The sequence below is a fragment of the Corynebacterium sp. LaCa117 genome, assembly GCF_046717765.1.
Taxonomy (GTDB): domain Bacteria; phylum Actinomycetota; class Actinomycetes; order Mycobacteriales; family Mycobacteriaceae; genus Corynebacterium; species Corynebacterium kefirresidentii.
The window spans coordinates 2,147,965-2,173,418 of record NZ_CP177102.1 but is presented as its reverse complement, the minus strand read 5'-3'; the positions used below and the strand labels follow the sequence as shown (position 1 = coordinate 2,173,418).

The 25,454-nt window shown below is 57.4% G+C and carries 22 protein-coding genes, 1 tRNA gene and 2 pseudogenes; 16 read left to right on the top strand and 9 right to left on the bottom strand.

Annotation, left to right across the window (positions count from 1 at the left end; translation table 11 throughout):
* The first annotated feature begins 115 nt into the window (after positions 1–115).
* From pgm to ACLI1L_RS10585, 4 genes are all read left to right on the top strand, one after another.
* Complete coding sequence (pgm, locus tag ACLI1L_RS10600; protein ID WP_411707513.1) at positions 116–1,732, top strand: phosphoglucomutase (alpha-D-glucose-1,6-bisphosphate-dependent); 1,617 nt, start codon at positions 116–118, stop codon at positions 1,730–1,732.
* A gap of 16 nt (positions 1,733–1,748) precedes the next feature.
* A complete protein-coding gene (locus ACLI1L_RS10595) occupies positions 1,749–2,213 on the top strand; it encodes a MauE/DoxX family redox-associated membrane protein (protein WP_086588418.1) in 465 nt (154 codons plus the stop codon).
* 54 nt (positions 2,214–2,267) lie between these two features.
* Complete coding sequence (locus ACLI1L_RS10590) at positions 2,268–2,999, top strand: DsbA family protein (protein ID WP_248099389.1); 732 nt, start codon at positions 2,268–2,270, stop codon at positions 2,997–2,999.
* A gap of 76 nt (positions 3,000–3,075) precedes the next feature.
* Positions 3,076–3,148 (top strand) — tRNA-Ala (locus tag ACLI1L_RS10585).
* Positions 3,149–3,246: 98 nt separating this feature from the next.
* Here the strand turns inward: ACLI1L_RS10585 and ACLI1L_RS10580 are convergent.
* The 4 genes and pseudogenes from ACLI1L_RS10580 to ACLI1L_RS10565 all read right to left on the bottom strand — a co-directional run.
* Positions 3,247–3,645: pseudogene (locus ACLI1L_RS10580) on the bottom strand (IS256 family transposase); the annotation flags it as partial.
* Positions 3,646–3,691: 46 nt separating this feature from the next.
* A protein-coding gene (locus ACLI1L_RS10575) for an IS3 family transposase (protein WP_101679514.1) occupies positions 3,692–4,908 on the bottom strand; the annotation gives its coding sequence in 2 pieces (ribosomal slippage) (positions 3,692–4,647 and positions 4,647–4,908; 1,218 coding nt in all).
* A gap of 64 nt (positions 4,909–4,972) precedes the next feature.
* Positions 4,973–5,752, bottom strand: a pseudogene (locus ACLI1L_RS10570) (IS1249 family transposase); the annotation flags it as partial.
* Between the two features lie 173 nt (positions 5,753–5,925).
* Positions 5,926–6,834 (bottom strand): NAD(P)/FAD-dependent oxidoreductase, encoded by a 909-nt coding sequence (locus ACLI1L_RS10565; RefSeq protein ID WP_086588420.1) that lies wholly within the window; start codon positions 6,832–6,834, stop codon positions 5,926–5,928.
* A gap of 78 nt (positions 6,835–6,912) precedes the next feature.
* Between ACLI1L_RS10565 and ACLI1L_RS10560 the strand changes: the two genes are divergently transcribed.
* Positions 6,913–7,287, top strand: coding sequence for a DUF805 domain-containing protein (locus ACLI1L_RS10560; protein WP_244169538.1), 375 nt, complete (start codon positions 6,913–6,915; stop codon positions 7,285–7,287).
* A gap of 29 nt (positions 7,288–7,316) precedes the next feature.
* The gene (locus tag ACLI1L_RS10555) at positions 7,317–8,042 is read left to right on the top strand and encodes a fructosamine kinase family protein (RefSeq protein ID WP_086588421.1); all 726 of its coding nucleotides are present in this window, start codon (positions 7,317–7,319) and stop codon (positions 8,040–8,042) included.
* Here the strand turns inward: ACLI1L_RS10555 and nadE are convergent.
* Positions 8,039–8,860, bottom strand: a complete 822-nt coding sequence (gene nadE / locus ACLI1L_RS10550) for an ammonia-dependent NAD(+) synthetase (RefSeq protein WP_086588422.1) — start codon at positions 8,858–8,860, stop codon at positions 8,039–8,041. The genes ACLI1L_RS10555 and nadE overlap by 4 nt on opposite strands.
* Before the next feature lie 27 nt (positions 8,861–8,887).
* Here nadE and ACLI1L_RS10545 point away from each other — a divergent pair, with 27 nt between their 5' ends.
* A complete protein-coding gene (locus ACLI1L_RS10545) occupies positions 8,888–10,243 on the top strand; it encodes a sugar porter family MFS transporter (RefSeq protein ID WP_411707512.1) in 1,356 nt (451 codons plus the stop codon).
* Between the two features lie 120 nt (positions 10,244–10,363).
* The gene (ykgO, locus tag ACLI1L_RS10540; protein WP_003847162.1) at positions 10,364–10,486 is read left to right on the top strand and encodes a type B 50S ribosomal protein L36; all 123 of its coding nucleotides are present in this window, start codon (positions 10,364–10,366) and stop codon (positions 10,484–10,486) included.
* A gap of 150 nt (positions 10,487–10,636) precedes the next feature.
* Here ykgO and ACLI1L_RS10535 read toward each other — a convergent pair whose 3' ends face one another.
* Entirely contained in the window at positions 10,637–11,848 is a 1,212-nt protein-coding gene (locus tag ACLI1L_RS10535; RefSeq protein ID WP_411707357.1) for an IS1249 family transposase, read from the bottom strand.
* Positions 11,849–12,105: 257 nt separating this feature from the next.
* Between ACLI1L_RS10535 and ACLI1L_RS10530 the strand changes: the two genes are divergently transcribed.
* From ACLI1L_RS10530 to nrdE, 4 genes are all read left to right on the top strand, one after another.
* On the top strand, positions 12,106–13,011 hold the full coding sequence (locus ACLI1L_RS10530; protein ID WP_394286179.1) for an esterase/lipase family protein: 906 nt from the start codon (positions 12,106–12,108) through the stop codon (positions 13,009–13,011).
* 304 nt (positions 13,012–13,315) lie between these two features.
* Positions 13,316–13,555 (top strand): glutaredoxin-like protein NrdH, encoded by a 240-nt coding sequence (gene nrdH / locus ACLI1L_RS10525; RefSeq protein ID WP_086588425.1) that lies wholly within the window; start codon positions 13,316–13,318, stop codon positions 13,553–13,555.
* 22 nt (positions 13,556–13,577) lie between these two features.
* Positions 13,578–14,009: a class Ib ribonucleoside-diphosphate reductase assembly flavoprotein NrdI gene (gene nrdI, locus ACLI1L_RS10520; protein WP_023020851.1), complete on the top strand. Its 432-nt coding sequence runs from the start codon at positions 13,578–13,580 to the stop codon at positions 14,007–14,009.
* Positions 14,010–14,063: 54 nt separating this feature from the next.
* Entirely contained in the window at positions 14,064–16,226 is a 2,163-nt protein-coding gene (gene nrdE, locus ACLI1L_RS10515; protein WP_086588426.1) for a class 1b ribonucleoside-diphosphate reductase subunit alpha, read from the top strand.
* Between the two features lie 55 nt (positions 16,227–16,281).
* Here nrdE and ACLI1L_RS10510 read toward each other — a convergent pair whose 3' ends face one another.
* Positions 16,282–16,977, bottom strand: coding sequence for a FadR/GntR family transcriptional regulator (locus ACLI1L_RS10510; protein WP_086588427.1), 696 nt, complete (start codon positions 16,975–16,977; stop codon positions 16,282–16,284).
* Positions 16,978–17,118: 141 nt separating this feature from the next.
* Between ACLI1L_RS10510 and nrdF the strand changes: the two genes are divergently transcribed.
* The 4 genes from nrdF to ACLI1L_RS10490 all read left to right on the top strand — a co-directional run bounded on the left by nrdF (position 17,119) and on the right by ACLI1L_RS10490 (position 22,162).
* Entirely contained in the window at positions 17,119–18,108 is a 990-nt protein-coding gene (nrdF, locus tag ACLI1L_RS10505; RefSeq protein ID WP_086588428.1) for a class 1b ribonucleoside-diphosphate reductase subunit beta, read from the top strand.
* A 343-nt stretch (positions 18,109–18,451) separates the two neighbouring features.
* Positions 18,452–20,146, top strand: a complete 1,695-nt coding sequence (gene ctaD, locus ACLI1L_RS10500) for a cytochrome c oxidase subunit I (RefSeq protein ID WP_023020855.1) — start codon at positions 18,452–18,454, stop codon at positions 20,144–20,146.
* Between the two features lie 101 nt (positions 20,147–20,247).
* Positions 20,248–21,438 carry a phosphoserine phosphatase SerB gene (gene serB, locus ACLI1L_RS10495; RefSeq protein ID WP_411707511.1) on the top strand — a complete coding sequence of 397 codons (1,191 nt, stop codon included), beginning with the start codon at positions 20,248–20,250 and terminating at the stop codon, positions 21,436–21,438.
* Positions 21,431–22,162: an aminoacyl-tRNA hydrolase gene (locus ACLI1L_RS10490; RefSeq protein ID WP_394286722.1), complete on the top strand. Its 732-nt coding sequence runs from the start codon at positions 21,431–21,433 to the stop codon at positions 22,160–22,162. Before serB ends, ACLI1L_RS10490 begins: the two co-directional genes overlap by 8 nt.
* Here the strand turns inward: ACLI1L_RS10490 and ACLI1L_RS10485 are convergent.
* Together ACLI1L_RS10485 and ACLI1L_RS10480 are read right to left on the bottom strand one after the other, a co-directional pair.
* Positions 22,128–24,107 carry an ATP-dependent DNA helicase gene (locus ACLI1L_RS10485; RefSeq protein ID WP_411707510.1) on the bottom strand — a complete coding sequence of 660 codons (1,980 nt, stop codon included), beginning with the start codon at positions 24,105–24,107 and terminating at the stop codon, positions 22,128–22,130. The two genes, ACLI1L_RS10490 and ACLI1L_RS10485, sit on opposite strands and share 35 nt — an antisense overlap.
* Positions 24,108–24,125: 18 nt before the next feature.
* Positions 24,126–25,454 (bottom strand): nicotinate phosphoribosyltransferase, encoded by a 1,329-nt coding sequence (locus ACLI1L_RS10480; protein WP_049361007.1) that lies wholly within the window; start codon positions 25,452–25,454, stop codon positions 24,126–24,128.

Here is a 25,454-nt window from a genome sequence, read left to right as displayed (position 1 = left end):
ATAGAAATGGAGTAAATTTACCCATACCCCCAGCCGGGGGACTATCCGTCCTGCGCAATCACTGGGGAGAAGGCAAGCTATAGCTATACGGACCCCAACCCCCAAGGAGTACGCCATGGCCCACGAGCGCGCCGGCACCCTGGCACAACCATCGGACCTCATCGATATCGCGGAACTGGTTACCGCCTACTACACCCGCACCCCGGACGCGGAGAACCCGGATCAGCAGGTCTCCTTTGGCACCTCTGGGCATCGCGGTTCCGCACTCGACTGCGCTTTCAATGAGGCGCATATCCTGGCGATCACCCAAGCCATTGTGGACTATCGCGCGGAGCAAGGCGTTACCGGGGCAATTTTTATCGGCCGCGATACCCATGCGCTATCCGAGCCCGCCATGGTCTCCGCCCTCGAGGTGCTGCTGGCCAATGGGCTGGAGGTTCGCGTCGATGATCGTGGCCGCTATACCCCGACCCCGGCGGTATCCCACGCAATTTTGACCAATCCCGGTACCGACGGCATTGTGATTACCCCGTCTCATAACCCTCCGCGCGATGGTGGCTTCAAGTACAACCCGCCAACCGGCGGCCCGGCCGATGCGCAGGCAACCGATTGGATTGCAGGCCGCGCCAACGACTACTTGCGCGCCGGGCTGGAGGGGGTCAAGCGGACCTCGGTTCACGGCGTGCTGGATGAGCGCTGCATCAAGCATGATTACGTGCACTCTTACGTTTCTGACCTAAAGAATGTGGTGGATATGCAGGCCATCAAGGATTCTGGCTTGCGTATCGGCGCCGACCCCATGGGAGGTGCCTCGGTGGACTACTGGCAGGCCATTGCGGATTACTACGGGCTGAATATGACCGTGGTCAACCCTGAGGTGGACTCCACCTTCCGCTTTATGACCTTGGATACGGACGGCAAGATCCGCATGGATTGTTCCTCGCCGGATGCCATGGCCTCGCTTATCGACGCCCGCTCAAGCTTCGACCTTGCCACCGGCAATGACGCCGATGCGGATCGCCATGGCATTGTCACTCCCGATGCGGGCTTGATGAACCCCAATCATTACCTTGCCGTGGCTATTGAGTACCTCTTTAGTCACCGTCCGCAGTGGGGGAATGCCGGTGTGGGAAAGACTTTGGTGTCCTCCTCCATGATTGACCGCGTGGTGGAAAGCCTTGACCGGGAGCTGGTGGAGGTTCCCGTCGGCTTCAAGTGGTTTGTGCCGGGGTTGGTTGAAGGCACCATTGGGTTTGGTGGCGAAGAATCGGCCGGTGCTTCCTTCCTGCGCTTCGATGGCTCCGTGTGGGCTACCGATAAGGATGGCATCATTATGGATCTGCTTGCCGCGGAGATCACCGCGGTAACGGGCAAGAGCCCGTCCCAGCGCTATGCAGAGCTGGCGGAAGAATTCGGTGCCCCAGCCTATGCCCGTACCGACGCCCCAGCCAACCGCGAGCAAAAGGCCATCCTGAAGAAGCTCTCTCCCGAAAAAGTTAGCGCTACGGAGCTGGCAGGGGAGGAGATCGTGGCCAAATTAACCGAGGCTCCCGGCAACGGTGCCGCCATCGGCGGTCTGAAGGTGTCGACTAAGAATGCGTGGTTCGCTGCCCGCCCTTCTGGTACGGAAGATAAGTACAAAATCTATGCGGAGTCTTTCCTGGGTGAGGAGCATCTCAGAAAGGTACAAGCAGAAGCACAGGCAGTTGTTACCCATGTATTAGAGGTTTAACGCTAAACTCATCCTCGTGAGTAGCAAGAATAAAGGGAAGCTGGTGCTCGATATCATCAGCTTCATCGCCCGCTTTGGCATGGCCTGGGTGTGGATTGAGGCCGGCGTGCACAAGCTCGGCAAAACTCTGGACATGACCCAAGCCATCAAAGGCTATGACATTTTTACGCCTGATTGGGCTCTCTATCTGGCGACGGTCATTGGCCCATTGGAAGTTATTGGTGGCGTGCTCTTGCTACTCGGGCTGTTTCTGCGGAGGTCCTCCATCGTGGCAACCATCGTGTTGCTGCTGTTTATGGTGGGTATCGCGCAGGCCTGGGCCCGCGGGCTAGATATTGACTGCGGCTGCTTTGGCTATGACGCCCAAAATCCTGACCGCGGAATGGATTATGCGAAGACGCTATTGCGCGATGCCGCGTATCTATTCCTCACTGTTTGGACTATTAAACGCCCTTTCACTAAGTTTGCCCTTCACCCCTAATAGGTGGGCAAGGTAGGCTGTATTGGTCCGAGAATTTGTAAAGGCAAGGTTCAAATGAGCAAAGTAACTGACCCGAACGCTAAGGGTGGCAACGGTTTTATCTGGGGAGTCGGTGTACTTCTCGTCATCATTGCCGTTGTTATCGGCTATATCGTGTGGAATGGCAAGCAGTCTGATGATGGCGTCGAAGACGTCAATATGACTATGGAGTTCAATGATGGTGCTATCACGTTGAAGGGCGAGAGCGCTACGGACGATACCCCTAAGGTAGATCTGTACGAAGATTACTCTTGCCCGCACTGTGCTGAATTGGCTCAGGCTACCGACGGTGACATGAAGAAGGCTATTGAAGAGGGCAAGCTGATCGTTCATGTGCGCACCCTCAACTTCCTGGATGGCAAGGATATTGAAGGCCAGGAAGGCTACTCCACAAAGGCGGCAGCCGCTATGTCGGAGTTGGCAAAGTCCGGCGACATCAAAACCTATTGGAATTTGCGTGACTTCCTCATGCAAAACCAGCAAAGTGTTGCTAATAAGTGGGGCATCGAAGACATTGCTAACCAAGCCAAGGAGCTTGGCGCGGAAGACGACGTTGTTGAGTCCATGAAGGACGTAGACATCAAGCAGGGCAATAAGGTGGCGAAGACCAACTACGACAAGCTGGATAAAGAAACCGGCTCTGTCTCCTCGCCGCGTATTGTTCAAAATGGCAAGGATGTTCCATCCGAAAAGGACCAAAAGGCCGGCAAGAACCTGGGCGATTGGGTAGAAATCGTCACTCAGTAGCAGGCGATTTGGAGAGTTAAATACCCTCCATGTATATTTAAGCGAGTTGCAGCCCACAGGGTTGCACCTCGTTTGAGGGGCTATGGCGCAGCTGGTAGCGCACCACACTGGCAGTGTGGGGGTCACGGGTTCGAATCCCGTTAGCTCCACAATATAAGGGAGAGGAACATTAGTTCCTCTCCCTTTTTGTTTGTCTTGGGGGATATGCGACAAAAAGTGTGTCTTTTTGTGTTGCCCCGTGTCGGGGTTAGGCGCCGGCCCATCCTTTTTGTATCCCTAGGTTGTGTTCGTATGAGTCTGGGATAGCGTTGTCGTAGAGGGCTGGTCGTCCTGTTTCGTGGTCGGCTTTGTTCTCGTTGTGGGGCGTGGCGTGGACTTTGGCGAGTGCGTCACGTCCCCAGTTTTGTTCTTTAGCTATTTGTGCTGGTGGTATAGGGTCTTCGGTGTGAAGGTAGAGCCACCATTCCAGCATTCGTCGTTGTCGTTCTCCTGTTCTTCCGCGGTGAAGGCGTGCAAGTAGTTTCAGTTGGGCGTTGATGGCGCCTTCTAGATGGTTTGTTGTAGCGGCCCATGTGTAGGTGGGATTGGCTGGGGGTCCTGGGGGTTGTAGGAACGCGAAAAGCCATTGCTGGCGCGATAGATGTGATGGGGTTGCCCGCAAATCGTGGACACGTAGTGGGGCTACCTAGTGCTTAGGCAGCTATTTCTTTTCTACTGGTGGTTAGACCAATGTGGTTTTCGAAGTCGACGGGGCTGACCATCCCTAGTGCAGAGTGCCGGCGCCGACGGTTGTAAACGACTTCCATCCAGTAGGCAACGGCCTTGCGCGCGGCATCACGGGTTGGCCAACGCTTGCGGTCGTAGAACTCGGTTTTAAGCGTCGACCAGAACGACTCAGCCATCGCGTTATCAAAGCACACACCAGTACGCCCCACAGACTGAGCAATGCCCAGGTTATGGCAGACTTCCCAGAGCTTCTCGCTGGTAAATTGCGTTCCGCGGTCAGCGTGGAACACCAGCCCATTAGGAACGTCACCGCGCAGTGTATGTGCCATCCGCAGGGCCCGTTCGACCAGGCATGTATCTTGAACGCTATCCATTGCCCATCCCAGCACCCTGCGGGAATGGCCGTCGCGGACCGCACACAAGTACAACCATCCCTCGCTGGTGCGTAGGTAGGTAATATCCGACATCCACACTCGGTTGAGCTCACCAGTATCAAACATGCGCTTGACCAGGTCAGGAAGAGCTGACTTACGCTTGGATTGAATCGTTGTCACCGGGACAAAGGCACGCGGTGAAATCCCTTCAATGCCCATCATGCGCATCCGCTTAGCCACAGTCTTGCGATTCAGGGTGATCTGGTAGCGCTCGGTAAGTTCTGCGGTGATCCGGGGAGCACCATAAACCTCATCGGAGTCTTTCCAGATCTGATGAATCTTGCGGTCAACGCCATCGTAAAATGCAGCACGATCATTTTCGCCAGATAGTCGCTTCTGCTGCGTATCAGCCCATTTGTAGTATCCAGACCGAGACACTTTTAATAGCCGTGCCATGCGTTTGATGCTGTAGTTTGCCTTCTCCTGCTGCATCAATTCGAACTTTTCTGCTCGCGTTGCTTCGCGGCGAAGAAGGCTGTCGCTTTTGACAAAAACTCATTATCCATCTTGGCTTCCGCCAACTCACGGCGCAGACGAGCATTCTCAGCACGAAGATCCGCCTCACTCATCCCATCCGAGGCCCCTCGGCGTTCACGCTCGAGTTTGACCCACCGGCCTAAAAGCCCGGCGGAGACGCCAATCTCCTTAGCCACATGAGCGATCGGGCGCTCTGACTCGATTACAAGGTTCGCGGCTTCACGCCGGTACTCCGGCGTGTACTTCTTGCGCTGTTGACTCACAATGAACATCCTCTCCTACGGACACAGGATCCGTACAAATAGGGTGTCCACTAAACGAGGGTAACCTCAGTGACAAGCTGTTGAAGGCTCGTCTGACGCGGATATGGGTAAATTCTCGTTTGCCGGTGTAGATGTTGAAGGTCTTTTCATCCATCCAGCGGCGATATACGTCATGGAATTGTTGCAGCTTAGCTGTCCATTGCGCTGCTTTGTCGAGACTATCGACATGGGTGAGGTCGCAGGCAAGTACGTAGATTGCTTTGCCCGCCTCGGTGCGTGGCCGGGAGGTGACATGCCTGCGTACGACGCGTTGGGCATGGACAAGGCAGCGCTGGATGGTCGTTTGTGGCCACAGTTGGCAGATCGCACTGTAGGCGCCAGTACCACCATCGAGGACCACCATCAGTGGTGGCTGGAGTGGTTGAAGTAGTTGCTGGTAGGCCTGTGCGGTTTCGTGTGTGGCCCATACCCAGTTCAGGACGTGAAAGCGTGTGGCTGCAATCAGAAGGCACCCGGATCCGGTGTAGGTTCCGTCTATAAAAATCTGGTCGTAGATGCGGAAGCTGTCTATGTGGTGAGGGATGTCGATGAACCAGAAGGTGTGGAATCGTCGTTCCACACTGCGCCGGCTGATGTTGTGGCTAGCAGCGACGTGCGTTACTGAGGCGCCGCCGCAGATGCAGTCGATGAAGGTGTTGAAATCTGCGGATAGTTGACGGTCTGGACGGGTCTTTGTCGTGGATGCCCCGCACGTCGGTGAGGTGCAACGCCATCGAGTTGTGCCTTTGGTCGTGGTGCCGTTTTTCTTCATTGCCCCAGTGCACACAGGGCAACGTGGTCTGTTTTTCTTCATCCCCTAAGACAACACGCACGCCTACCACAGACTCCGCATTGGATCGTGGATTGACCGTTGCCTAGGCGTTTATATCGCTGTGAGGATTATAAACGCCCCAGTTTTACCTCTTTACCTGCGTGGACCCCACCCTCACAGACACACTTTCTGTCGCATATCCCTGTCTTGGGTGCCTATAGTTTTGCTAAGTCCTCATCAAGCATGCACTGGTCGATAGCAATGCCTACGGCGGCGCCGCTACCCATCGCCTGGGAGACCTGATCCGGCGAGCTGACTACATTGCCGGCTGCCCATAGGCGCGATATTGAGGTTTGGCCACGTTCTGCTCTGACCCAGCCATTGGCCGATTCGCAACCAGCGTCCCGTAGCAGTGCATCGTTGGGCAGAAAATCGGGCCCAGTAAAGCATGCTTCGTAGATGCTTACTCCATCGGCGCTATGTATTTCTACGCTGGTAGGTGATGCCTGATCCGGTTGGACTTGTGTCACTTTTGCATCGTTTATCTCTACGCCCAATCCGGCGAGCTGAGTGAGGTCAAGATCGGTGAGCTCAAGGCCGTTGGAGTAGAAGGTCAGAGCACTCGTCCACTTGGAAAGCAGTTTGCTAATGCGGATAGTAAAAGGCGGATTCGCGCCGCCAATGAGCGCAACCTTCTTCCCTTTGACTTCATGGCCGTGGCAATAAGGGCAGTGAAAGATGCGCGTTCCCCATAAATCACTAAGACCAGGGACCTCAGGGAGCTTGTCTGTGAGACCAGTAGCAACGAGGACATGGCGGGATTCTAAAAGCGTGCCATCGGTGAGTCTCACTTGCCACGGGGCTTGCTCGGAAGGCCGGGAGAGGCTTTCCACCGTGGCGTGGGAAATATTTCCACCAAATTTCTGCAATTCCGCGTGGCCGCGTTCGAGAAGCTCGGTGGGAGCCACGCCATCGAGACCGAGGATGCCGTGGGAATGTTCGCTGAAGCGATTGCGGGGAGTGCCGGAATCGATTAACTGAACATTCCGGTTAGCGCGGGCCAAAGTGATGGCAGCGGCGGTGCCGGCAAAACCTCCGCCGATGATGATGACGTCTGATTGCATTGCTCATCCTTTATGGGAAGTGGGTAGCATGGTTCGCAGCCGAGTATATGCAGTCAACGTCGAAGGGGCCCGCGCGTTATGACTTACGAATCCACGGGGTTCTTTACACGCGATGCGCTCTACGGGGCGTCTCCTGCGCAGGCAGTGGGCAGGTTCTTTATTCGATACTTCAACTTCCTGGGCCGAGCGTCTGTGAGTGAGTTCTGGTGGGTATTTGGCTTTCTAGTGTTGATTTCAGTGCCCATTAACGCCATCGATCAGCATTATGGCGTGAATATCAAGCCTGTTGTAAAAGGATTTCTTGCTATGCCGGTCGTTTCCTTAATTTTCCGGCGGTTGCACGATTCTGGGAGAACGGGGTTCTTATGCTTGATCGGGTTTATCCCCGTGTTCGGTGAGCTAGCGCTTCTATTCATGATGTGTTTGCCCACGCGGGAGCGCGGAGCGCTTTAAAATTTCCTTGCCGGATTAGGCTGGGCGCCATGCAGACTTTTTCAAAGCGAGTACGCGACACAGATCAAGCTGGCGCCGAGGCGGCAGGATTGCGGTGGCTTGGGGAAGCTACCGACGCGGTGGTCAACGTAGTAAGCGCCGACGGGCTAGAGATCGTTACCGAGCGCGTGGACGAGGTCATGCCCACGCCGGAGGCGGCTCGGAAGTTTGGTGCGGAGTTGGCTCGCATGCACCGCGCAGGAGCCGAAGCGTTTGGCGCACCTCCTGCCGGATGGGAGGGAAAGAACTTCATCGGCAGCATCGAGCAAGACTGCATCCCGACGGATAACTGGGGTGAGTTCTACGTCGAGCAGCGCGTGCTGCCGTTTGCGGAACTGGCTGGGATTAGTTCGGCGCAGTTGGATTTGGTAAGGCGAGCTTGCGATGCCATCGCCGCGCGCAGTTGGGATGTGGCGCCGGCTCGCATCCACGGAGACCTGTGGGCGGGAAACCTGCTCTTTGGTTCCGATGGCGGCATCATGATTGACCCCGCTGCCCACGGCGGGCATCCGCATACGGATTTGGGAATGCTGGCCCTTTTCGGGGCACCATACCTAGAAGAAATTTTCCAGGGCTATGGTGCGCCGAAGGATATCGAGAAGTGGATTCCTATGCATCAGCTGCATCCACTAGCGGTGCATGCGCTTACGCACGGCGCTAGCTATAACCGGCCGCTGGAGCGTGCGGCTGCCGCAACCTTGGAGGCACTGGCCTAAAGGTTTGGCCCCTGCGGCATGATGCGTTTATGAGCGCCGCGGCGCCATAAGGTTTCGATGCGTTCGCGGGCGGCGTCGGGAACCGCCTTGCCCTCCAGGTAGTCATCGATGTGGGCGTAGGTGATGCCGAGGGCTTCTTCGTCGGGAAGCTGGGGCTTATCGTCTTCCAAGTCCGCGGTGGGGACCTTCTCCCAGGTAGAGCGCGGGGCGCCGAGGTGCTCTAGGAGGGCGGCGCCCTGGCGTTTATTGAGTCCGGCCAAGGGGAGGAGGTCTGCCGCGCCATCGCCCCACTTAGTGAAGAAAGCGGTGACGTTTTCCGCCGCATGATCGGTGCCGATGACGAGGGCGCCGACCTCGCCGGCGATGGCGTACTGGGCGGTCATGCGCAGGCGGGCCTTAGTATTGCCGCGGTTGAAATCGGTGACGTCGGCAAGCTGCATAGCATCCGCCACCTGCTCGTCGAGGGCCAGGGTGGCCGGCTTGATATTGACGGTGGGGCGGTGATCGGGCTGGATAAAATCCAGGGCAATTTGGGCATCGTCCTCATCGGCCTGCACGCCGTGAGGCAGGCGCACGGCCCAAAACTCCGCGCCGTCGACGCGGTCCACCGCCAATTGCGCGAGCTTTCCCGCCAAGGTGGAATCCTGGCCGCCAGAGATACCCAGCACGTAGCCTTTAGCGCCGGTGGTGCGCAGGTAGTCAACCAAGAAATCCACGCGCCGCTGGACTTCGGCTTCTGGATCGATAAAGGGGCGCACACCCAGGGCTTTTATGATGGTTTGCTGCAGGTTTTCGGCATCGTTCGACATGACGTTCATGGTAGCCGCCTGACACAATATTGTGCTGTGAATAAGGAAGTTTATGTCAAGGTAGTAGCTGGCATAGCGGCCCTAGGCGGGCTGCTTTTTGGATACGACACCGGAGTGATGTCCGGTGCCTTGCTTTTTATTAGCCCCGCATTCGACATGAGCGCGCACCAAGAGGGCTGGGTGACCTCGATGCTGCTCGTGGGGGCTGCAGTAGGGGCGCTGACGGCCGGGCGCATCGCCGATAGGTATGGGCGCCGCTTCACGCTGATTGCAGGCGGCATTATTTTCGTGTTGGGTTCCATCTGGTGTGCGCTTTCCGGCTCGGTGGGAATGCTGGCAACGGCGCGCACCTTTTTGGGCTTTGCCGTGGGTGCAGTCTCCATCGTGTCCCCCATGTACATCGCGGAGATCGTGCCTGCCAAGGTGCGCGGGCGCATGGTTTCGCTCAATACCCTCGCGATTGTGGTGGGGCAGTTGATGGCCTACCTGGTCAACTCCGCGCTGGCCTCTACTGGCAGCTGGGAGTGGATGCTGGGCTTGGCCGCCGTGCCAGGACTAGCGTTGGCGCTCGGAATGGTGTTTCTGCCAGAGACGCCGGTATGGCTAGCGACGAACGACAAGATGGCTCGTGCCCAAGAAATTGCCGGGCGCGCTGGAATGGATATCTCGGAGCTGACTTCGCAGGAGACCGCGCGCAAGTCCAGCGGGTCTGAGTGGAAGGAGCTTACCGCCAACCGGTGGATGCAGATTACGGTGCTGCTGGCCATGCTGATGGGGCTAACGCAGCAAATTACCGGTGTGAACGCCATCGTGTACTTCGCGCCGACCATGATGAATCAGGTGGGGATTTCTACGGCCAATTCGGTCTACACCTCCATCGTTATCGGCACGGTATCCGTGCTCGCCTGCTGGGTTGGCCTGAAAGTAGTAGACCGCATTGGGCGCAAGCGCCTATTGCTTATCGGCCTGACCGGCAACGTGGTCTCGCTATTCATTCTTTCCTTCGCCTATTCCCACGCCCAGGATTCCACCGCTATGGCCATGGTGTCTTTGGTATTTATGGCGCTGTTTATCGCCTTCCAACAGGCGGCGGTCTCACCCACGACATGGCTGCTTATCTCCGAGCTAGTACCGCTGCAGGTACGTGGTCTAGGCATGGGCATTGCGGGGCTATCGTTGTGGGCCACCAACTGGGCCGTGGCGCAGTACTTCTTGCCGCTAGTGGAGTGGCTGACTGGCCCGGTGGCGTTTATGGTCTTTGGAGTCTTTGGTCTCATCGCCATTGCCTATACCCGCATTTTGGTTCCAGAGACAATGGGACGTAGCCTGGATGAGGTAGGCGAGGAGATGAAGTCGCGCTACGAGCGCGAGTCCGCAGTCGTCAAGCCTTAGTGTTTTGGTATTGACGGCCGTGTGAGGTAAAATTTTTCCTCGTGTCATGGCTGGGGATTCCCAGTCCGTGCTTTACTTATTCAACCGCATGTAGATTGCGCATAACGAAAGGAGCGCCCGATGAAGGTCCGTAAGTCCCTTCGGTCGCTGAAGAAGAAGCCGGGCGCCCAGGTTATTCGCCGCCACGGTAAGGTCTTCGTGATCAACAAGAAGGATCCCCGTTTCAAGGCTCGTCAGGGCTAATTGATTCGCGATTCCATCCGCTCCCTCCGGCTATCCGGAGTGGGGCGGATTTTTTTATGGGTGAATTATGGCACAAGGGATAATTTTCGGCTTAAGGGACATTTCGTGTGGATTTGCGGCGTGTCGCGTTAAGGGACATTTCGTGTGGATTTAGGCGCGTCCGGCCCAGCCTTTTCTTATGCCTAAGCTGGGGTTCCATTCGCTGTCGATGTGGGTGTCGTATGTGGCTGGTCGCCCGTCTGGGTGGCCGTGTCGTTTAAGTTCTTCTTTCGCCCAGGCTGCGCGTGCGGCTTTTTCTCCTTGGCGTCCGAAGTCTTGTTGCTTGGCTATATCCAGTGGCGGTACAGGGTCTTCGGTGTGGGTGAAAAGCCACCAGTCCATGGTGATGCGCTGATGCTCATCGAACATGCCACGATGATTGCCTGCTAAGTCTTTAAGTTGTTTGTTGATGCCGCCTTCCAGCAGGTTCGTGGTGGCTTTTAAGTCTTGGGTGACACCATCAGGCGGGGTAAGAAAGACAAATAGTTGTTTTGCGTGGATGAGTTTTTCTAACCGTTTGAGGGCCCTGCGGGCGTTGCGGTGGGTGTACCACCATTTCTGGTTAGGGCTGACCCATTTGGGTACTTGGCCTGGCGGTATGGTGCTGCGATAGGTTCGCTCTTTAAGCCAATCAGCAAAGGTGATGCGAGTGTGGTGGACTGCAGTGGTAAACCGTGCAGCATCGTCGGGACTGTGTACCGTAACGAGCATGTAGCCCAGTTTCCGGATTGCTTTATGTGCTGGATGAATCGGATTGCGACTGATGTCGGCGAAGGTGTTGCGCTGGACGTGAACAAGACACCGCTGAATGGTCACATCGGGCCATTTAGCCCGTAGTGCTTTTAAGGCTCCACCTGCCCCGTCGGTGGTGACAACGAGTGGTTGCGCGATTTTGTCGAGCAGTTTCAGGTACTCATACGAGCTTTCGCGCAAGCACCAATGCCAGGCGATGACGTGTGTTTGGGTGCAGGCTACAAGCAGGCATTTCTTGTGAAAGTAGGTGCCGTCGATAAAGACTTGGTCATACACGCGATGCGGATCTGTTGCTGTTGGCACGGTGATAAACCACAGCAGTGTGAACCACCGGGTTAAAGTGCGCCGTGTTACCCCGAGACGTGTGGTGAGATGGTCTGCGGATTCGCCGGACAGGATCCAGTCGATAAAGATGTTAAAGTGCCGAATCTCGCTGGTGTGCGCGCGAGTATTAATCGACGATGCTTGGCACTGCGGGCACAGCCAGCGTTGGGTTCCTGCAGCTGTCTTGCCGTTCTTAACCAGTCCGTGGCCGCACATGTCACACGACGGCCGGTTCCTATTAGCCATAGAAACTGGCTTTACCGCATCAGTAGCAGCTTTCTTACCACAGACCTAGGACTGCCTGGTGTTAATTTCACCGATCAGGCTGTTGGAACCAAATCAAAAACAAGATCGCGGCATCGCCCAAGGCTGCCCCAGGAATCCGCATCGGGTTATCCACACGAAATGTCCCTTAAGCCTAATTTTCTCCAGGGCCACGGGGAATAAAGAGACATGTATGAATATAATCAAATCGCCGTTATGTGTCGTGAGAAAGAAGAATAATGTCCCGGCGAATTGTTGCTGTGCTTGCTGCTGCAGCCCTTGGGCTATCCGCCCCTATTGCTAATGCCTCTCAGTCGGAGTGGGAATCCTCTGTTCCAGAGTCCTTTGGGATCAATGACCCTTCCTGTGTGCCTTCTGGCCAGATTGTTGAGCCGGTGGTGCTACTGCATGGCACCTATAACAATGCGGGTGTGTGGAAAAGCTTGATTCCGATGTTGAAGGATCAGGGCGCGTGCGTATGGGCCTTTGATTATGGAGCGGATGATGTTTCTTTGCAGAATGCCTCTCCCTCAACGAAGGCCATTTCAGATTTGGATGATGCGGCCGAGGAAATAGCGCGGCACGTGGACTATGTCCGAGCGGTAACCGGCGCAGAGAAAGTGGACTTGGTAGGCCATTCCCAGGGCGGTACCCATATTAAGACCTATACCCAAATGTACGGCGGGGCTGAGCACGTCGCTCGGGCTGTGGCTCTAGGCGGCAACTTCCACGGCACCACGCTGGGTGGGCAGGGCGAAGGTCTGGCCAAATTCATCGCCTTCGCACCCCGCCTCGCCGCCTTCTTGGCCAGCACGGCCGGCATCCAACAGGTGGTGGGTTCGGAATTTATGCAAAGGCTCAATGCGCTGCCGGACACCGCGCCAGGCGTGCTCTACACTTCCATCTACTCGCCGGCGGATAAGACGGTAACTCCGAATAGCTCTTCGCAGCTGGCGGCCGTTGACGGCGCCGATGTGGTAAACCTCAACCTTGGTGAGGTCTGCGGCGTGGCTCCTCGGCACGATAAGCTGCCGACTGACCGCACGGCGCTGAGCCAGGTCATTTTTGGCCTGAAGCGCGCCCCGGGGGAGGGGCCGCAGCCGTCGACCTGTGTCTCCGGGGAGTTATCGACGGTCGGTTCCTAAAGCGGGACACGGCACCTAAATGTGAACTTTGACACACAAAACGGTGAATTCCAGGTAAACCCGCAGGAATCTCATTGATGTAGTTTCATGGCTGTCCTTGGGTGTAGTCAACATGTGGGGCCTGGGGGTGTGCCATCCTGGGAATACCATGCCTGTAACTACTACATATTGTGTTGGTTGCGGGTATTTCCCCCAAAGTATAGTGTCGTTGATGTTGTTCAGAGCGGCGCAGGAAGCGCCCGAATGAGCGGGAAAACGCTCCCCGTTCTGACGAGTTTTCAATGCAGGAGCTTTAAGGATCTATATGTCTATCACCGTTTACACCAAGCCAGCGTGCGTCCAGTGCAACGCCACCAAGAAGGCCCTCGATCGTGCCGGACTCGAGTACAACCTAGTTGATATCTCTGCCGACGACGAGGCTCGCGACTACGTAATGGCATTGGGTTACGTTCAGGCCCCAGTAGTTGAGGCCAACGGTGAACACTGGTCTGGATTCCGCCCAGACCGTATCAAGGGCTTGGCTTCCCTAGCGGCATCCGCCTAAGGGGTAGGGGAGGCCAGTAGCGATGTTGGTCGTGTATTTTTCCTCCGCAACGGAAAATACGCACCGGTTCGTGCAAAAACTGGGCTTTCCCAGCGCGCGCATTCCGCTGCGCCGCACGGAGGAGCCCCTCAAGGTCAACGAACCTTATGTCTTGGTGTGCCCCACCTATGGCGGGGGCGCGTCCATTAGCCACCAAAATTCCCGTCCCGTGCCCTCACAGGTAATTAAGTTCCTTAATGATGAGCACAACCGCAGTTTCATTCGCGCGGTAATCGCGGGTGGTAATAGCAATTTTGGCGCCGACTTTGGCAAGGCTGGTGATGTCATCAGCGCCAAATGTAAAGTGCCCTATGTATATCGTTTCGAGTTGCTGGGAAACGATGACGATATAAAAATTTGTCGTGAAGGCTTAATGGCTAACGCCGCCGAGCTTGGGCTCGAGGCCGCGGCCTAGCACCCACCACGACTTAAATAAAGATCCTGATTTTTAAGAAAGGCCTTGTCAGCTGTGAGTACGCAATTGGGGAAGACCGTCGCCGAGCCAGTAAAGCCGGAAGAGCAGTTGGACTACCACGCTCTCAACGCGATGCTGAATCTCTACGACGCAAACGGCAAGATTCAGTTTGATAAAGACCGCGAGGCCGCAAACCAATTCTTCCTGCAGCACGTTAATCAAAACACGGTCTACTTCCATGATCTGGAAGAAAAGATCGATTACCTGATTAATAACAAGTACTACGACCCACGAGTCATCGAGCAGTATGACTTCTCCTTTATTAAGGAGCTTTTCAAGCGCGCTTATTCCTATAAGTTCCGCTTCAAGTCTTTCCTGGGCGCGTATAAGTACTACACCAGCTACACGCTGAAGACCTTTGATGGTCGCCGCTACCTCGAGCGCTTCGAGGATCGCGTCTCCATGACCGCCCTATTCTTGGCAGACGGTGATACTGGCTTGGCAGAGCGCCTTGTGGACGAGATTATGAACGGCCGTTTCCAGCCGGCCACCCCAACCTTCCTCAACGCCGGCAAGGCCCAGCGTGGCGAGCTCGTGTCCTGCTTCCTGCTGCGCATCGAGGACAATATGGAGTCCATTGGACGCTCCATCAACTCCGCGCTGCAGCTTTCCAAGCGTGGCGGCGGCGTGGCCCTGCTGCTGTCTAATATTCGTGAATCCGGCGCGCCCATTAAGCACATTGAGAACCAGTCTTCCGGTGTTATCCCGGTAATGAAACTGCTGGAGGATTCCTTCTCTTATGCCAACCAGCTTGGTGCCCGCCAGGGCGCTGGTGCGGTCTATCTCAATGCGCACCACCCAGACATCATGGACTTCCTGGATACCAAGCGTGAGAACGCGGACGAGAAGATCCGCATTAAGACCCTCTCGCTGGGCATCGTCGTGCCGGATATCACCTTCGAGCTGGCCAAGCGCAATGACGATATGTACCTCTTCTCGCCGTATGACGTAGAGCGCGTCTACGGCAAGGCCTTCGGTGACATCTCCGTTACTGAGCACTATGAGGAGATGGTGGAAGACCCACGCATCCGTAAGAAGAAGATCAACGCCCGTCACTTCTTCCAGACCGTGGCAGAGCTGCAATTCGAATCCGGCTACCCGTACATCATGTTCGAGGACACCGTGAACCGCGCTAACCCGGTAAAGACTTCGTGGATCAACATGTCCAACCTGTGCTCGGAGATCCTGCAGGTTAACTCCGCTTCCGAATTCAATGCGGATCTGACCTACCAGGAGCTGGGCAGCGATATCTCTTGTAACCTGGGCTCGCTGAATATCGCGATGACCATGGATTCGCCGGACTTCGCCACTACGGTGGAGACTGCCATCCGTGGCCTGACCGCTGTGGCGGATAAGACGTCCATCGATTCCGTGCCGTCTGTGCGCCGCGGAAACGACGAGTCCCATGCTATCGGCTTGGGCCAGATGAACCTCCACGGTTACTTGGGCCGCGAGCACATCGAGTATGGCTCCGAAGAAGGCTTGGATTTCACTAATGCCTACTTCGCGGCCGTGCTGTATGCGGCATTGCGTGCTTCTAATAAGATTGCCCGCGAGCGCGGCGAGTACTTTAAGGAGTTCCCGCAGTCCGAGTACGCCTCCGGCGAATTCTTCGACCGCTATGATCCGGAAGAGTTTAAGCCGAAGACCAAGAAGGTCCAGGAGCTTTTCGAGTCCTCATCGATCCACACTCCGTCCGCCCAGGACTGGGAGGAGTTGAAGCAGGACGTGGCCAAGTACGGACTGTATAACCGCAACCTGCAGGCAGTGCCACCGACGGGCTCGATTTCCTATATCAATAACTCCACCTCATCCATCCACCCGATTGCCTCCAAGATTGAGATCCGCAAGGAAGGCAAGATCGGTCGCGTCTACTACCCGGCGCCGCACATGGATAATGACAACTTGGAGTACTTCAAGGACTCTTATGAGATCGGCTTCGAGAAGATCGTCGATACCTATGCCGTAGCCACCAAGTACGTGGACCAAGGTCTATCGCTCACCCTCTTCTTCAAGGACACCGCAACCACCCGCGATGTCAACCGTGCGCAGATTTATGCGTGGCGCAAGGGGATTAAGACCTTGTATTACATCCGCTTGCGCCAGATGGCGCTGGAGGGCACCGAGGTCGAGGGCTGCGTATCCTGCATGCTCTAAACCGTAGGTTGAACGCCTCGATGCACGTCGTGGGGAAGGACGTGCATCGAGGCGTTTAACCGTTTTCTGCCCTGGTGCGGTCGAGGATGGTGCGGGAAGTGCTTTCGGCGGCGTCGGCAAGCCCAGCATCAATGGCGCGGGCCAGCTCCATGTGCAGTTGTGTGGTCCCGCCTATGGGATCGCGCTTGCGGGAACCAAAGACGGACTTGCCCTTGAGCATGGCTACTAGCGAAGGGGCGAGCGCGGCCAGCATCTCATTGCCGGAAGCCCGCAAAATTAAAGTGTGGAAGCGCAAATCGGTTTCCAGTTCCTCGCCCACGCGCGGGGAAGGAGTGGATTCTAGCTCGGCTAAACGCGCGGCGAGGCGAAGGAGTTCCGCCCGCTGCTGGGCGCTGGCATTGCCGGCTGCGAGTCGGGCCGCCACCGGTTCAATTCCCAGCCGCAACTCGTTGAGGCGTGCCACTTGCTGCCCGCGGGTTTTGTCATTATTTAACCGCCAACCAATGATCGCCGGGTCATATACTGCCCAACTATCCATCGGCAGCACCGTGATTCCCACGCGACGCCCAGAGCGGACCATGCCGAGGTGTTCGAGCGTGCGCATGGCTTCACGAGCCACGGTGCGGGAGATGCCAAAGCGCTTTTCGACGTCCCCCAGACGAAACCGCTCGCCCTCGGCGATGTCTCCGCCCACGATCTCGGCGCCGAGTCTATCCACCACGGAACCCAGCAGGGGAGGGGTGGCACTCATGCGGAAATCCTTTCTTTGCATGCTCCGAAGTAACTGAGATCAGTATAGGTAAGTGGTATCCAGCACAATGGTTTGGAAGGCGGGCGAATTGGGTATGCTGGGAACCTGAATTTGTCGTTTTTAGTATTGGAGTGACGCCGCGTGTCGCACGAGTACGATGACTACGTTTCTAGTCATGAAAAGCCAGTTAAGGCTATTAACTGGAATAGCATCCCGGATGAAAAGGACCTCGAGGTATGGGAGCGCCTCACCGGTAATTTCTGGCTGCCAGAAAAGGTCCCAGTCTCCAATGACCTTCCCAGCTGGAAGACGCTGACGGAGAAGGAAAAGGAAACCACCATGCGGGTTTTCACCGGCCTGACGCTGCTGGATACCATCCAGGGCACCGTCGGTGCGATTTCCCTCCTCCCGGATTCCCAGACCCTGCATGAGGAAGCGGTGTACACCAATATCGCCTTCATGGAGTCTGTGCACGCCAAGTCCTATTCCAATATCTTTATGACCCTGGCGTCCACACCCATGATCAACGATGCCTTCCGCTGGTCCGAAGAAAACGAGAAGCTGCAGAAGAAGGCCAAGATCATCTTGTCCTATTACAAGGGTGATGATCCTTTGAAGAAGAAGGTGGCCTCCACTTTGCTGGAGTCCTTCTTGTTCTACTCCGGCTTCTATCTACCGATGTACTTCTCTTCCCGCGCGAAGCTCACCAACACCGCCGATATCATTCGCCTGATTATCCGCGATGAAGCCGTGCACGGCTACTACATTGGCTACAAGTTCCAGCAGGCCTATAAGCAGCTGGATGAGGAGCGCCAGGCGGAGCTGAAGGAATACACCTTCGACTTGGTCTACGACCTGTATGACAACGAGATCGATTACACCGAGGATCTCTACGATGACCTGGGCTGGACTGAGGACGTTAAGCGCTTCCTGCGCTATAACGCCAATAAAGCACTGAATAACTTGGGCTTTGAGGGGCTCTTCCCATCCGATGAGACCCGCGTTTCTCCGGCCATTTTGTCCTCGTTGTCGCCGAATGCCGACGAGAACCATGACTTCTTCTCCGGCTCTGGTTCCTCCTACGTCATTGGCAAGGCCGAGGACACCACGGACGATGACTGGGACTTCTAAGCATTCTCGCTGATCAGCGTGGTCTAGCGGCACACCTTCTGCTCCAACTCAACCGAAAGGTTGATAACGAGCGGGGGTGTGTTTTCGCGTTTTGGGGGTGCACAATTCAGCCCGTCTGTGACATATAGCACGGTAATTGGGGGGCCGAAAAACCGTGCCGGAATTGGCGGCCGCGCCACGTGCAGGGCCTATGTGAAAGATGTGGTTAGTGTCGAGGCGTGGTCGTGCGGCTCATCATTGGGGGAAGCTGGAAAGAACAGGGGAAAATGGCCTAATATAATGCGAGTAAACCTAGGTGTAGGTGGGCCCTGCCCACAGACACTTTGTTAATCAGGAGGATTTTATGACCGCTGTGGCGCCACGGGTCGACGATTACGTCGCCCCTACACGTCCAGAGCCAACCGGTAACGCGAAGACCGGTTCAAAGGCTTGGGTATTTCTAACCACCACCGACCACAAGCAGCTGGGCATCATGTACTTGATCATGTCCTTCAGCTTCTTCTTCCTCGGTGGCTTTATGGCACTGTTGATCCGCGCGGAGCTGTTCACCCCGGGTCTCCAGTTCTTGTCTAATGAGCAGTTCAACCAGCTGTTCACCATGCACGGCACCGTGATGCTGTTGCTGTTTGCAACCCCAGTTGTGTGGGGCTTTGGTAACTACATCCTGCCGCTGCAAATTGGCGCGCCGGACGTGGCCTTCCCGCGTCTGAACGCCTTCGGCTTCTGGGTTACCCTGCTGGGCGGCACCGTGATGCTGCTGGGCTTCGTCACCCCAGGTGGTGCAGCTGACTTCGGCTGGACCATGTACATGCCGCTGGCTGATGGTGTCCACACCCCGGGCATTGGCGCCGATATGTGGATCGTCGGCGTGGGCGCTACCGGTGTCGGTACCATTGCCTCCGCTATCAACATGATCACGACCATCCTGACCTTGCGCGCACCGGGCATGACCATGTTCCGCCTGCCGGTATTCAGCTGGGCAGTATTTACCGCATCCGCCATCGTGCTGATGATCTTCCCGCTGCTGACCGCTGCAGCACTGGGCGTCCTGTATGACCGCAAGCTGGGCGGCCACATCTACGATTCCGCTAATGGTGGCGGCATCCTGTGGCAGCACCTGTTCTGGTTCTTCGGCCACCCTGAGGTTTATGTCCTCGCACTGCCGTTCTTCGGCGTTGTTTCTGAGGTTGTTCCGGTCTTCTCCCGCAAGCCGGTCTTCGGCTACATCGGCCTGGTCTTCGCACTGCTGGCCATCGGCGCCCTGTCCATGGCTGTGTGGGCTCACCACATGTTCGTTACCGGCGCTATCCTGCTGCCGTTCTTCTCCTTCATGACGTTCCTTATTGCGGTGCCTACCGGCGTTAAGTTCTTCAACTGGGTCGGCACCATGTGGAAGGGCCACATCACCTGGGATACCCCGATGATCTTCGCTATGGGCTTCATGGCAACCTTCCTCTTCGGCGGCATGACCGGCGTTATGCTGGCATCCCCGGCATTGGACTTCCACCTGGCTGAGTCCTACTTCTTGATTGCTCACTTCCACTACACCCTGTTCGGTACCGTTGTGTTCTCCGCCTTCGCGGGTCTGTACTTCTGGTTCCCGAAGATGACCGGCCGTATGCTGGATGAGCGTTTGGGTAAGATTCACTTCTGGCTGACCTTCATCGGCTTCCACGGCACCTTCCTGGTTCAGCACTGGGTAGGCAACATGGGTATGCCGCGTCGTTACGCTGACTACCTGGAGTCTGATGGCTTCACGGTCTTCAACCAGATTTCCACCATCTTCTCCTTCGTCCTCGGCGCCTCCGTTATCCCGCTGATTTGGAACGTATTCAAGTCCTGGCGCTACGGCGAGATTGTCACCGTGGATGACCCATGGGGCTACGGCAACTCCCTCGAGTGGGCAACCTCCTGCCCACCGCCGCGCCACAACTTCGTGTCCCTGCCGCGTATCCGCTCCGAACGTCCGGCCTTCGAGCTGCACTACCCGCATATGGTTCAGCGCATGCGCGAGGAAGCACACGTGGGTAGCCACTAAAGCGAAGTAACTCGCACAAACTCCTGACTTAAGCCGCCTCCCAGCCCTTAATGGGTAATGGGAGGCGGCTCTGGCGTATCTTCTGTACCCCACGTGCGATAATGGGCGGCGTGAGTACTCAAGCTGATACCAATGCAGTCATCACCACCAGCGGGCCGGATAAGCCTGGGGTCTCGGCGGCCTTTTTCCGCGTTCTGGCGTCCCATAACGCTACGCTTGTCGACGTCGAACAAGCCATCTTTTCCGGCCGCATTACCCTCGCTGCCCATACCCGCATTCCTGGTGCGCGCGCCGAGCAAATTGCACAGGGGCTGCGCAATACCTTGAGCATTTACGGTCAGCAGGTATCCATAGACCTGCGGGAGGAAGAATCCACCGCTCGAGCCCGCTCAAGCTATGTGGTGGTCCTCATGGGTACGCAGGTTACCGCCCATCACATGGAGGAAGTTGCCCGCGTACTGGCCAACTTCGATGCCAATATCGATCGCATCCGCGGGCTTTCGACCTCTCCGTTGACCGGGCTGGAGCTCTTCCTATCTCTCGATGGTTCCGCCGCACCTGTGCGCCAAGCATTAGCGGAGCTGGCGCAGCAGATCGGCATCGATATCGCCATTGAGCCCGCGGGCCTGGGTCGGCGTTCCAAGCGTTTGGTGTGCTTCGACTGCGATAGCACCCTCATTCAAGGCGAGGTCATAGAGATGCTGGCCGCTCATGCCGGAAAGGAAGATGAGGTTGCCGCAGTAACGGCCCGGGCCATGCGCGGGGAGCTGGACTTTGAGGCTTCCCTGCGTGAGCGCGTCGCCGTGCTGGAGGGGCTGGATGCCGCCATTATTGATGAGGTGGCCCGCGAGATTCAATTGACTCCGGGCGCCCGGGAAACCATCGCCACGTTGAAGCGCATTGGCTACCGCACCGCTGTGGTCTCCGGCGGCTTCATTGAAGTTCTGGAGGGCCTGGCTGCGGAGATGGAATTGGACTATGTCCGCGCAAATACGTTGGAAATCGTAGATGGAAAGCTTACCGGCCGGGTGACCGGCAAGGTGGTTGACCGCAAAGCGAAGGAGGAATTCCTCCGGGAGTTCGCTGCGGATTCCGGGGTGAGTATGCAGCAGACCGTCGCGGTAGGCGATGGCGCCAATGACATCGATATGATTACCGCCGCGGGGCTGGGTATTGCCTTTAATGCTAAGCCGGCGCTGCAAGAAGTAGCGGATACCTCCGTGAACCATCGGCGGTTGGATGAGGTCCTGCAAATTTTGGGTATTCCGGCCGAGGAGGTTGTTGATGGATAAGTTCGAAAGAGCGCATCAGCGTTTGGTGGAAGCCTGTGATTCACGCTCCTGGCGCGACGATCCTGAGAACCCAGATGATCCGGCCACGATTCAAGCTATGCAGATTGCGCTTAATCTGCCGAAGCAGGAGCCGCCGACACGTACGGCGGTGCTAGAAGCGGCCGCACGCGCCGTAGTGGCAGTGTGCCTCGACGAGCGTGCGGGCGAGGACGGCGCCTTCGCTCAGGCACTGGGCCAGTGGTATGGCCACCGCATCCGCAAGATTGCCCGCCGCGCGCGCAATAAAGCTTGGCGCGATGTGCAAAGCCTACCCGGCGTGACCGTAGCGGACCGCGCCCGCGCTTTTGCGCCCTCGGCCGTAGCAGAGGTGGATCCTCTCATTGCCAAGCTGCAGATTGGCCACACCGACCTTGCCTATGATGAACCCGGAGCCCCGCTTAGCGATGCCCCCGTTATCTACGTCGACCGCAGCCTCGACATGTCTGCGGGCAAGGTCGCGGCACAGGTAGGCCACGGCTCGATGATGCTGGCCGCTGCGATGTCGGTGGATGAAGCGCGCGACTGGGCAGAAACTGACTTTCGGCTTTCGGTGCGCGAGGTTTCCGCGACGGATTTTCGCACCGCCTGCGCACAGGACGGCGCCGTGGTCATCGTTGACGCCGGCTTTACGGAAATTGCGCCAGACTCGGCTACCGTGTGCGCCCTGCGGCGACCAATCGCTTAAGCGCACCCCGGACCGTGCTCGCGTCAGTGGTCTGCCAAAAGCGCGGCATGGAGGCCTTGAGGAAGCTGCCGTAGCGCTTATACTCCAGGCGGTTATCAAGCACGGCGACCACACCGCGATCGGTCACGTGGCGCAGCAGACGGCCGGCTCCCTGCGCCATCAACAAGGCGGCGTGATTGGCGGAGACCTCCATGAACCCGGAGCGGCCGGCGGCATCGGCTGCTTGGGCGCGCGCCTGCATGAGGGGATCGTCTGGGCGAGGGAATGGAATGCGGTCGATGATGACCAGCGAGCACGCCGGCCCTGGCACGTCCACTCCCTGCCATAGGGTAAGCGTTCCGAAGAGGCAGGAGTTTTCCTTCAGCGAGAATTTCTCTACTAGCGCACCGATGGAATCTTCGCCCTGCACGAAGAGGTCAAACGGGATACGCGGCTTGAGCGCGGCGGCTGCTTCTTCCGCGGCCCGGCGGGAGGAAAACAATCCGAGAGTACGCCCGCCGGCGGCCATGATGAGCTCATAGATCTCCTCGATCGATTCTTTAGACAGCCCATCGCGGCCCGGAGCGGGCAGATGCTTGGCGGTGTACAAAATGCCGGATTTGGCTGGGTCGAAGGGTGTGCCCGCGTCCAAGGTGTCATAGGTGCCGCTCGGCATGCCCCACTGTGCGGCCATAGCATCAAAGCGGCCGCCGAGGGCGAGGGTGGCCGAGGTAAGCACAACAGTTTGTTCCCCAAAGAGGTTCTCGCGCAGCATGTGGGCGATGGACAGGGGTGCCACGGCGAGGGTTTCGGCGTCGCTGCGCGGATCGCGTTCGAGCCAGACTACGTCGTCCTGCTTGGCTGGGTCATCGGTGGCGAAGACCTCCAGCATGCGTGATACGGCTTGCGCGAGGTCGGAGAGGTGGTTGCTTAAGTTCTGGCGCTCCGCGTTCTTTTCTGGGTCATCGGTGGCTTCGCCTTCGGGTGCGCGAGAAACGAGGGACTTAACACGCAGGAACTCTTCGGCAAGCGCGCGCAGGTGGCTCTGCGAAGTTTCATCCAAGTCGGTCCACCGTCCGGGCTCCTGGATTTTCATCAGGTCATCAAATTCCTCGGCTAGATCCGAAAGATTGCCGGCATTGCCTAAGGACTTCGCGCGGTTGGCGGCCATCTTGATGGCGCGGGTAGTAATCTCCGCGGTGGACACGGAGGTGATCCGGCCGTCGAGCTCGTGGGCCTCATCGATAATGGCCACGTCGTGCTCTGGCAAAATATTTGCCTCAGAGATAGCGTCGATGGCCAGCATGGCGTGGTTGGTGACAACGATATCGACGTCGGCAGCCTCCCTGCGAGCTTCTTCCGCAAAACAGTCTGGCCCGTGCGGGCAACGCGAAGCCCCCAAACACTCGTTGGACGTTACCGACACCGCCCGCCACACCAGGTCCGGTACACCTGGATCGAGGTCATCGCGGTCACCAGTTTCGGTTTCCTGCGCCCACTCATGGATGCGGCGCACGGCCTTGCCGCGGCGGGAGATCTCGGATTCGTCGATAAGAGCTTCTGGGTCATCCGGGGTCGCCGCAATCTTATTCATGCACAAGTAGTTATTGCGGCCCTTCATGATGGCGAAGGTAGGAGTGCGCTCCATAACAGGGGCAAGGGCCTTCGTGAGCCGGGGCAGATCGCGCTCCACCAGCTGGCGCTGCAATGCCAGGGTAGCGGTGGAGACGATGACGGTGGACCCTGAGTTCATTGCATGCCGGATAGCCGGGACTAGGTAGGCCAGCGACTTACCGGTGCCGGTACCGGCCTGCACTGCTAAGTGGCGCTCCTTATCGAGCGCGGCCGCGACGGCCGTGGCCATGCGCACCTGGCCTTCGCGCTGGCTGCCACCCAACGCAGCAACGGCCTTGTCCAGCAGCGTTTCCGTGTCGAGGTTTAGGGGCTCATCTGCGTGCTCACTCACCCCACACAGTCTAGCGGCCTACTTTTTAAAGCCCACCATCCGCGTGGGCACTGCTGCTTCATCGCGGGAGAGCGCCAGGCCTTCCCACGGCAGGGTCTTGCGGGCCTGATCCAAATACTCGCGGGAGGCATGCAGATCCGGCAGCTCATCCACGATGTGTCCATCGCGCATGAGAGGAATGGTCATCTCGCGGGTATCGAGCTGGCCGGTATCTGGCGCGGGCGCGTCAAAGGGATAGACGATCTCTTCCACCGCCACGCCCGAGGAACGGTAGGTGCGTAGCGCGCGCTTGGCACCGCCGACGGACTGCTTGGAAGTAGAGCGCTTGGCCACTGGGATGCCGTCTACTTCTACGACCTTGTAGACCATGCCGGCGGTGGGCGCGCCGGACCCGGTTGCTACGGACGTACCGACGCCGTAGACGTCTACCGGATCACCGCGCAGGCCGGCGATAGCGAACTCATCAAGGTCGGAGGATACCACGATATTGGTGTTGTGGTTGCCCAAATCATCCAGCTGTTTGCGCACGCGGCGGGTAACGGCGCCCAAGTCACCGGAATCTATGCGGACCCCACCTAGCTGCGGGCCACCTACTTTCACTGCGGTTTCTACGCCCTTGGTGATGTCATAGGTATCCACCAGTAACGTGGTGTCCACGCCCAAGGTCTCGATCTGGGAACGGAAGGCGGCCTCTTCGTTCGGAGTGCCATCCGGGTTCGTATGAGCCAAGGTCCAGGAGTGGGCCGCGGTGCCGGAGACAGGGATGCCGTAGCGGTAGCCCGCCTCCAAATTGGAGGTGGCTTCGAAGCCAGCCAGGTAGGCTGCGCGGGCGGCGGTTACCGCCGCATACTCGTGGGTGCGGCGCGAACCCATCTCGATGATGGGGCGGCCGTCAGCGGCCGTGACCATACGAGAGGCGGCCGAAGCCACCGCGGAATCGGCGTTCATAATGGATAAGATGACGGTCTCAAGAATTAAGCATTCCCCAAAAGTGCCGCGCACCGTCAGGATAGGAGAGTTGGGGAAATAAAGCTCACCTTCGCGGTAGCCATCGATCTGGCCGGAGAAGCGGTAGTGACGCAGGTATTCCTTGGTTTTCTCATCCAGGAAGTCCATCTCTGCCAATTGATTGGCTGAAAAGCGGAAATCCTCCACCGCCCGCAGGACCCGCTCGGTGCCGGCAACCACGCCGTAGCGGCGCTCATTGGGCAGACGGCGGCCGAATACCTCGCAGGTGACCTGGCGGTTTGCCGAGCCGTCTCGCAGCGCGGCCTGGAGCATAGTGAGCTCGTATTTATCCGTCAGTAAAGCGGTGGAGCGATCATTAGGAATAGCTTTGTCATTCAC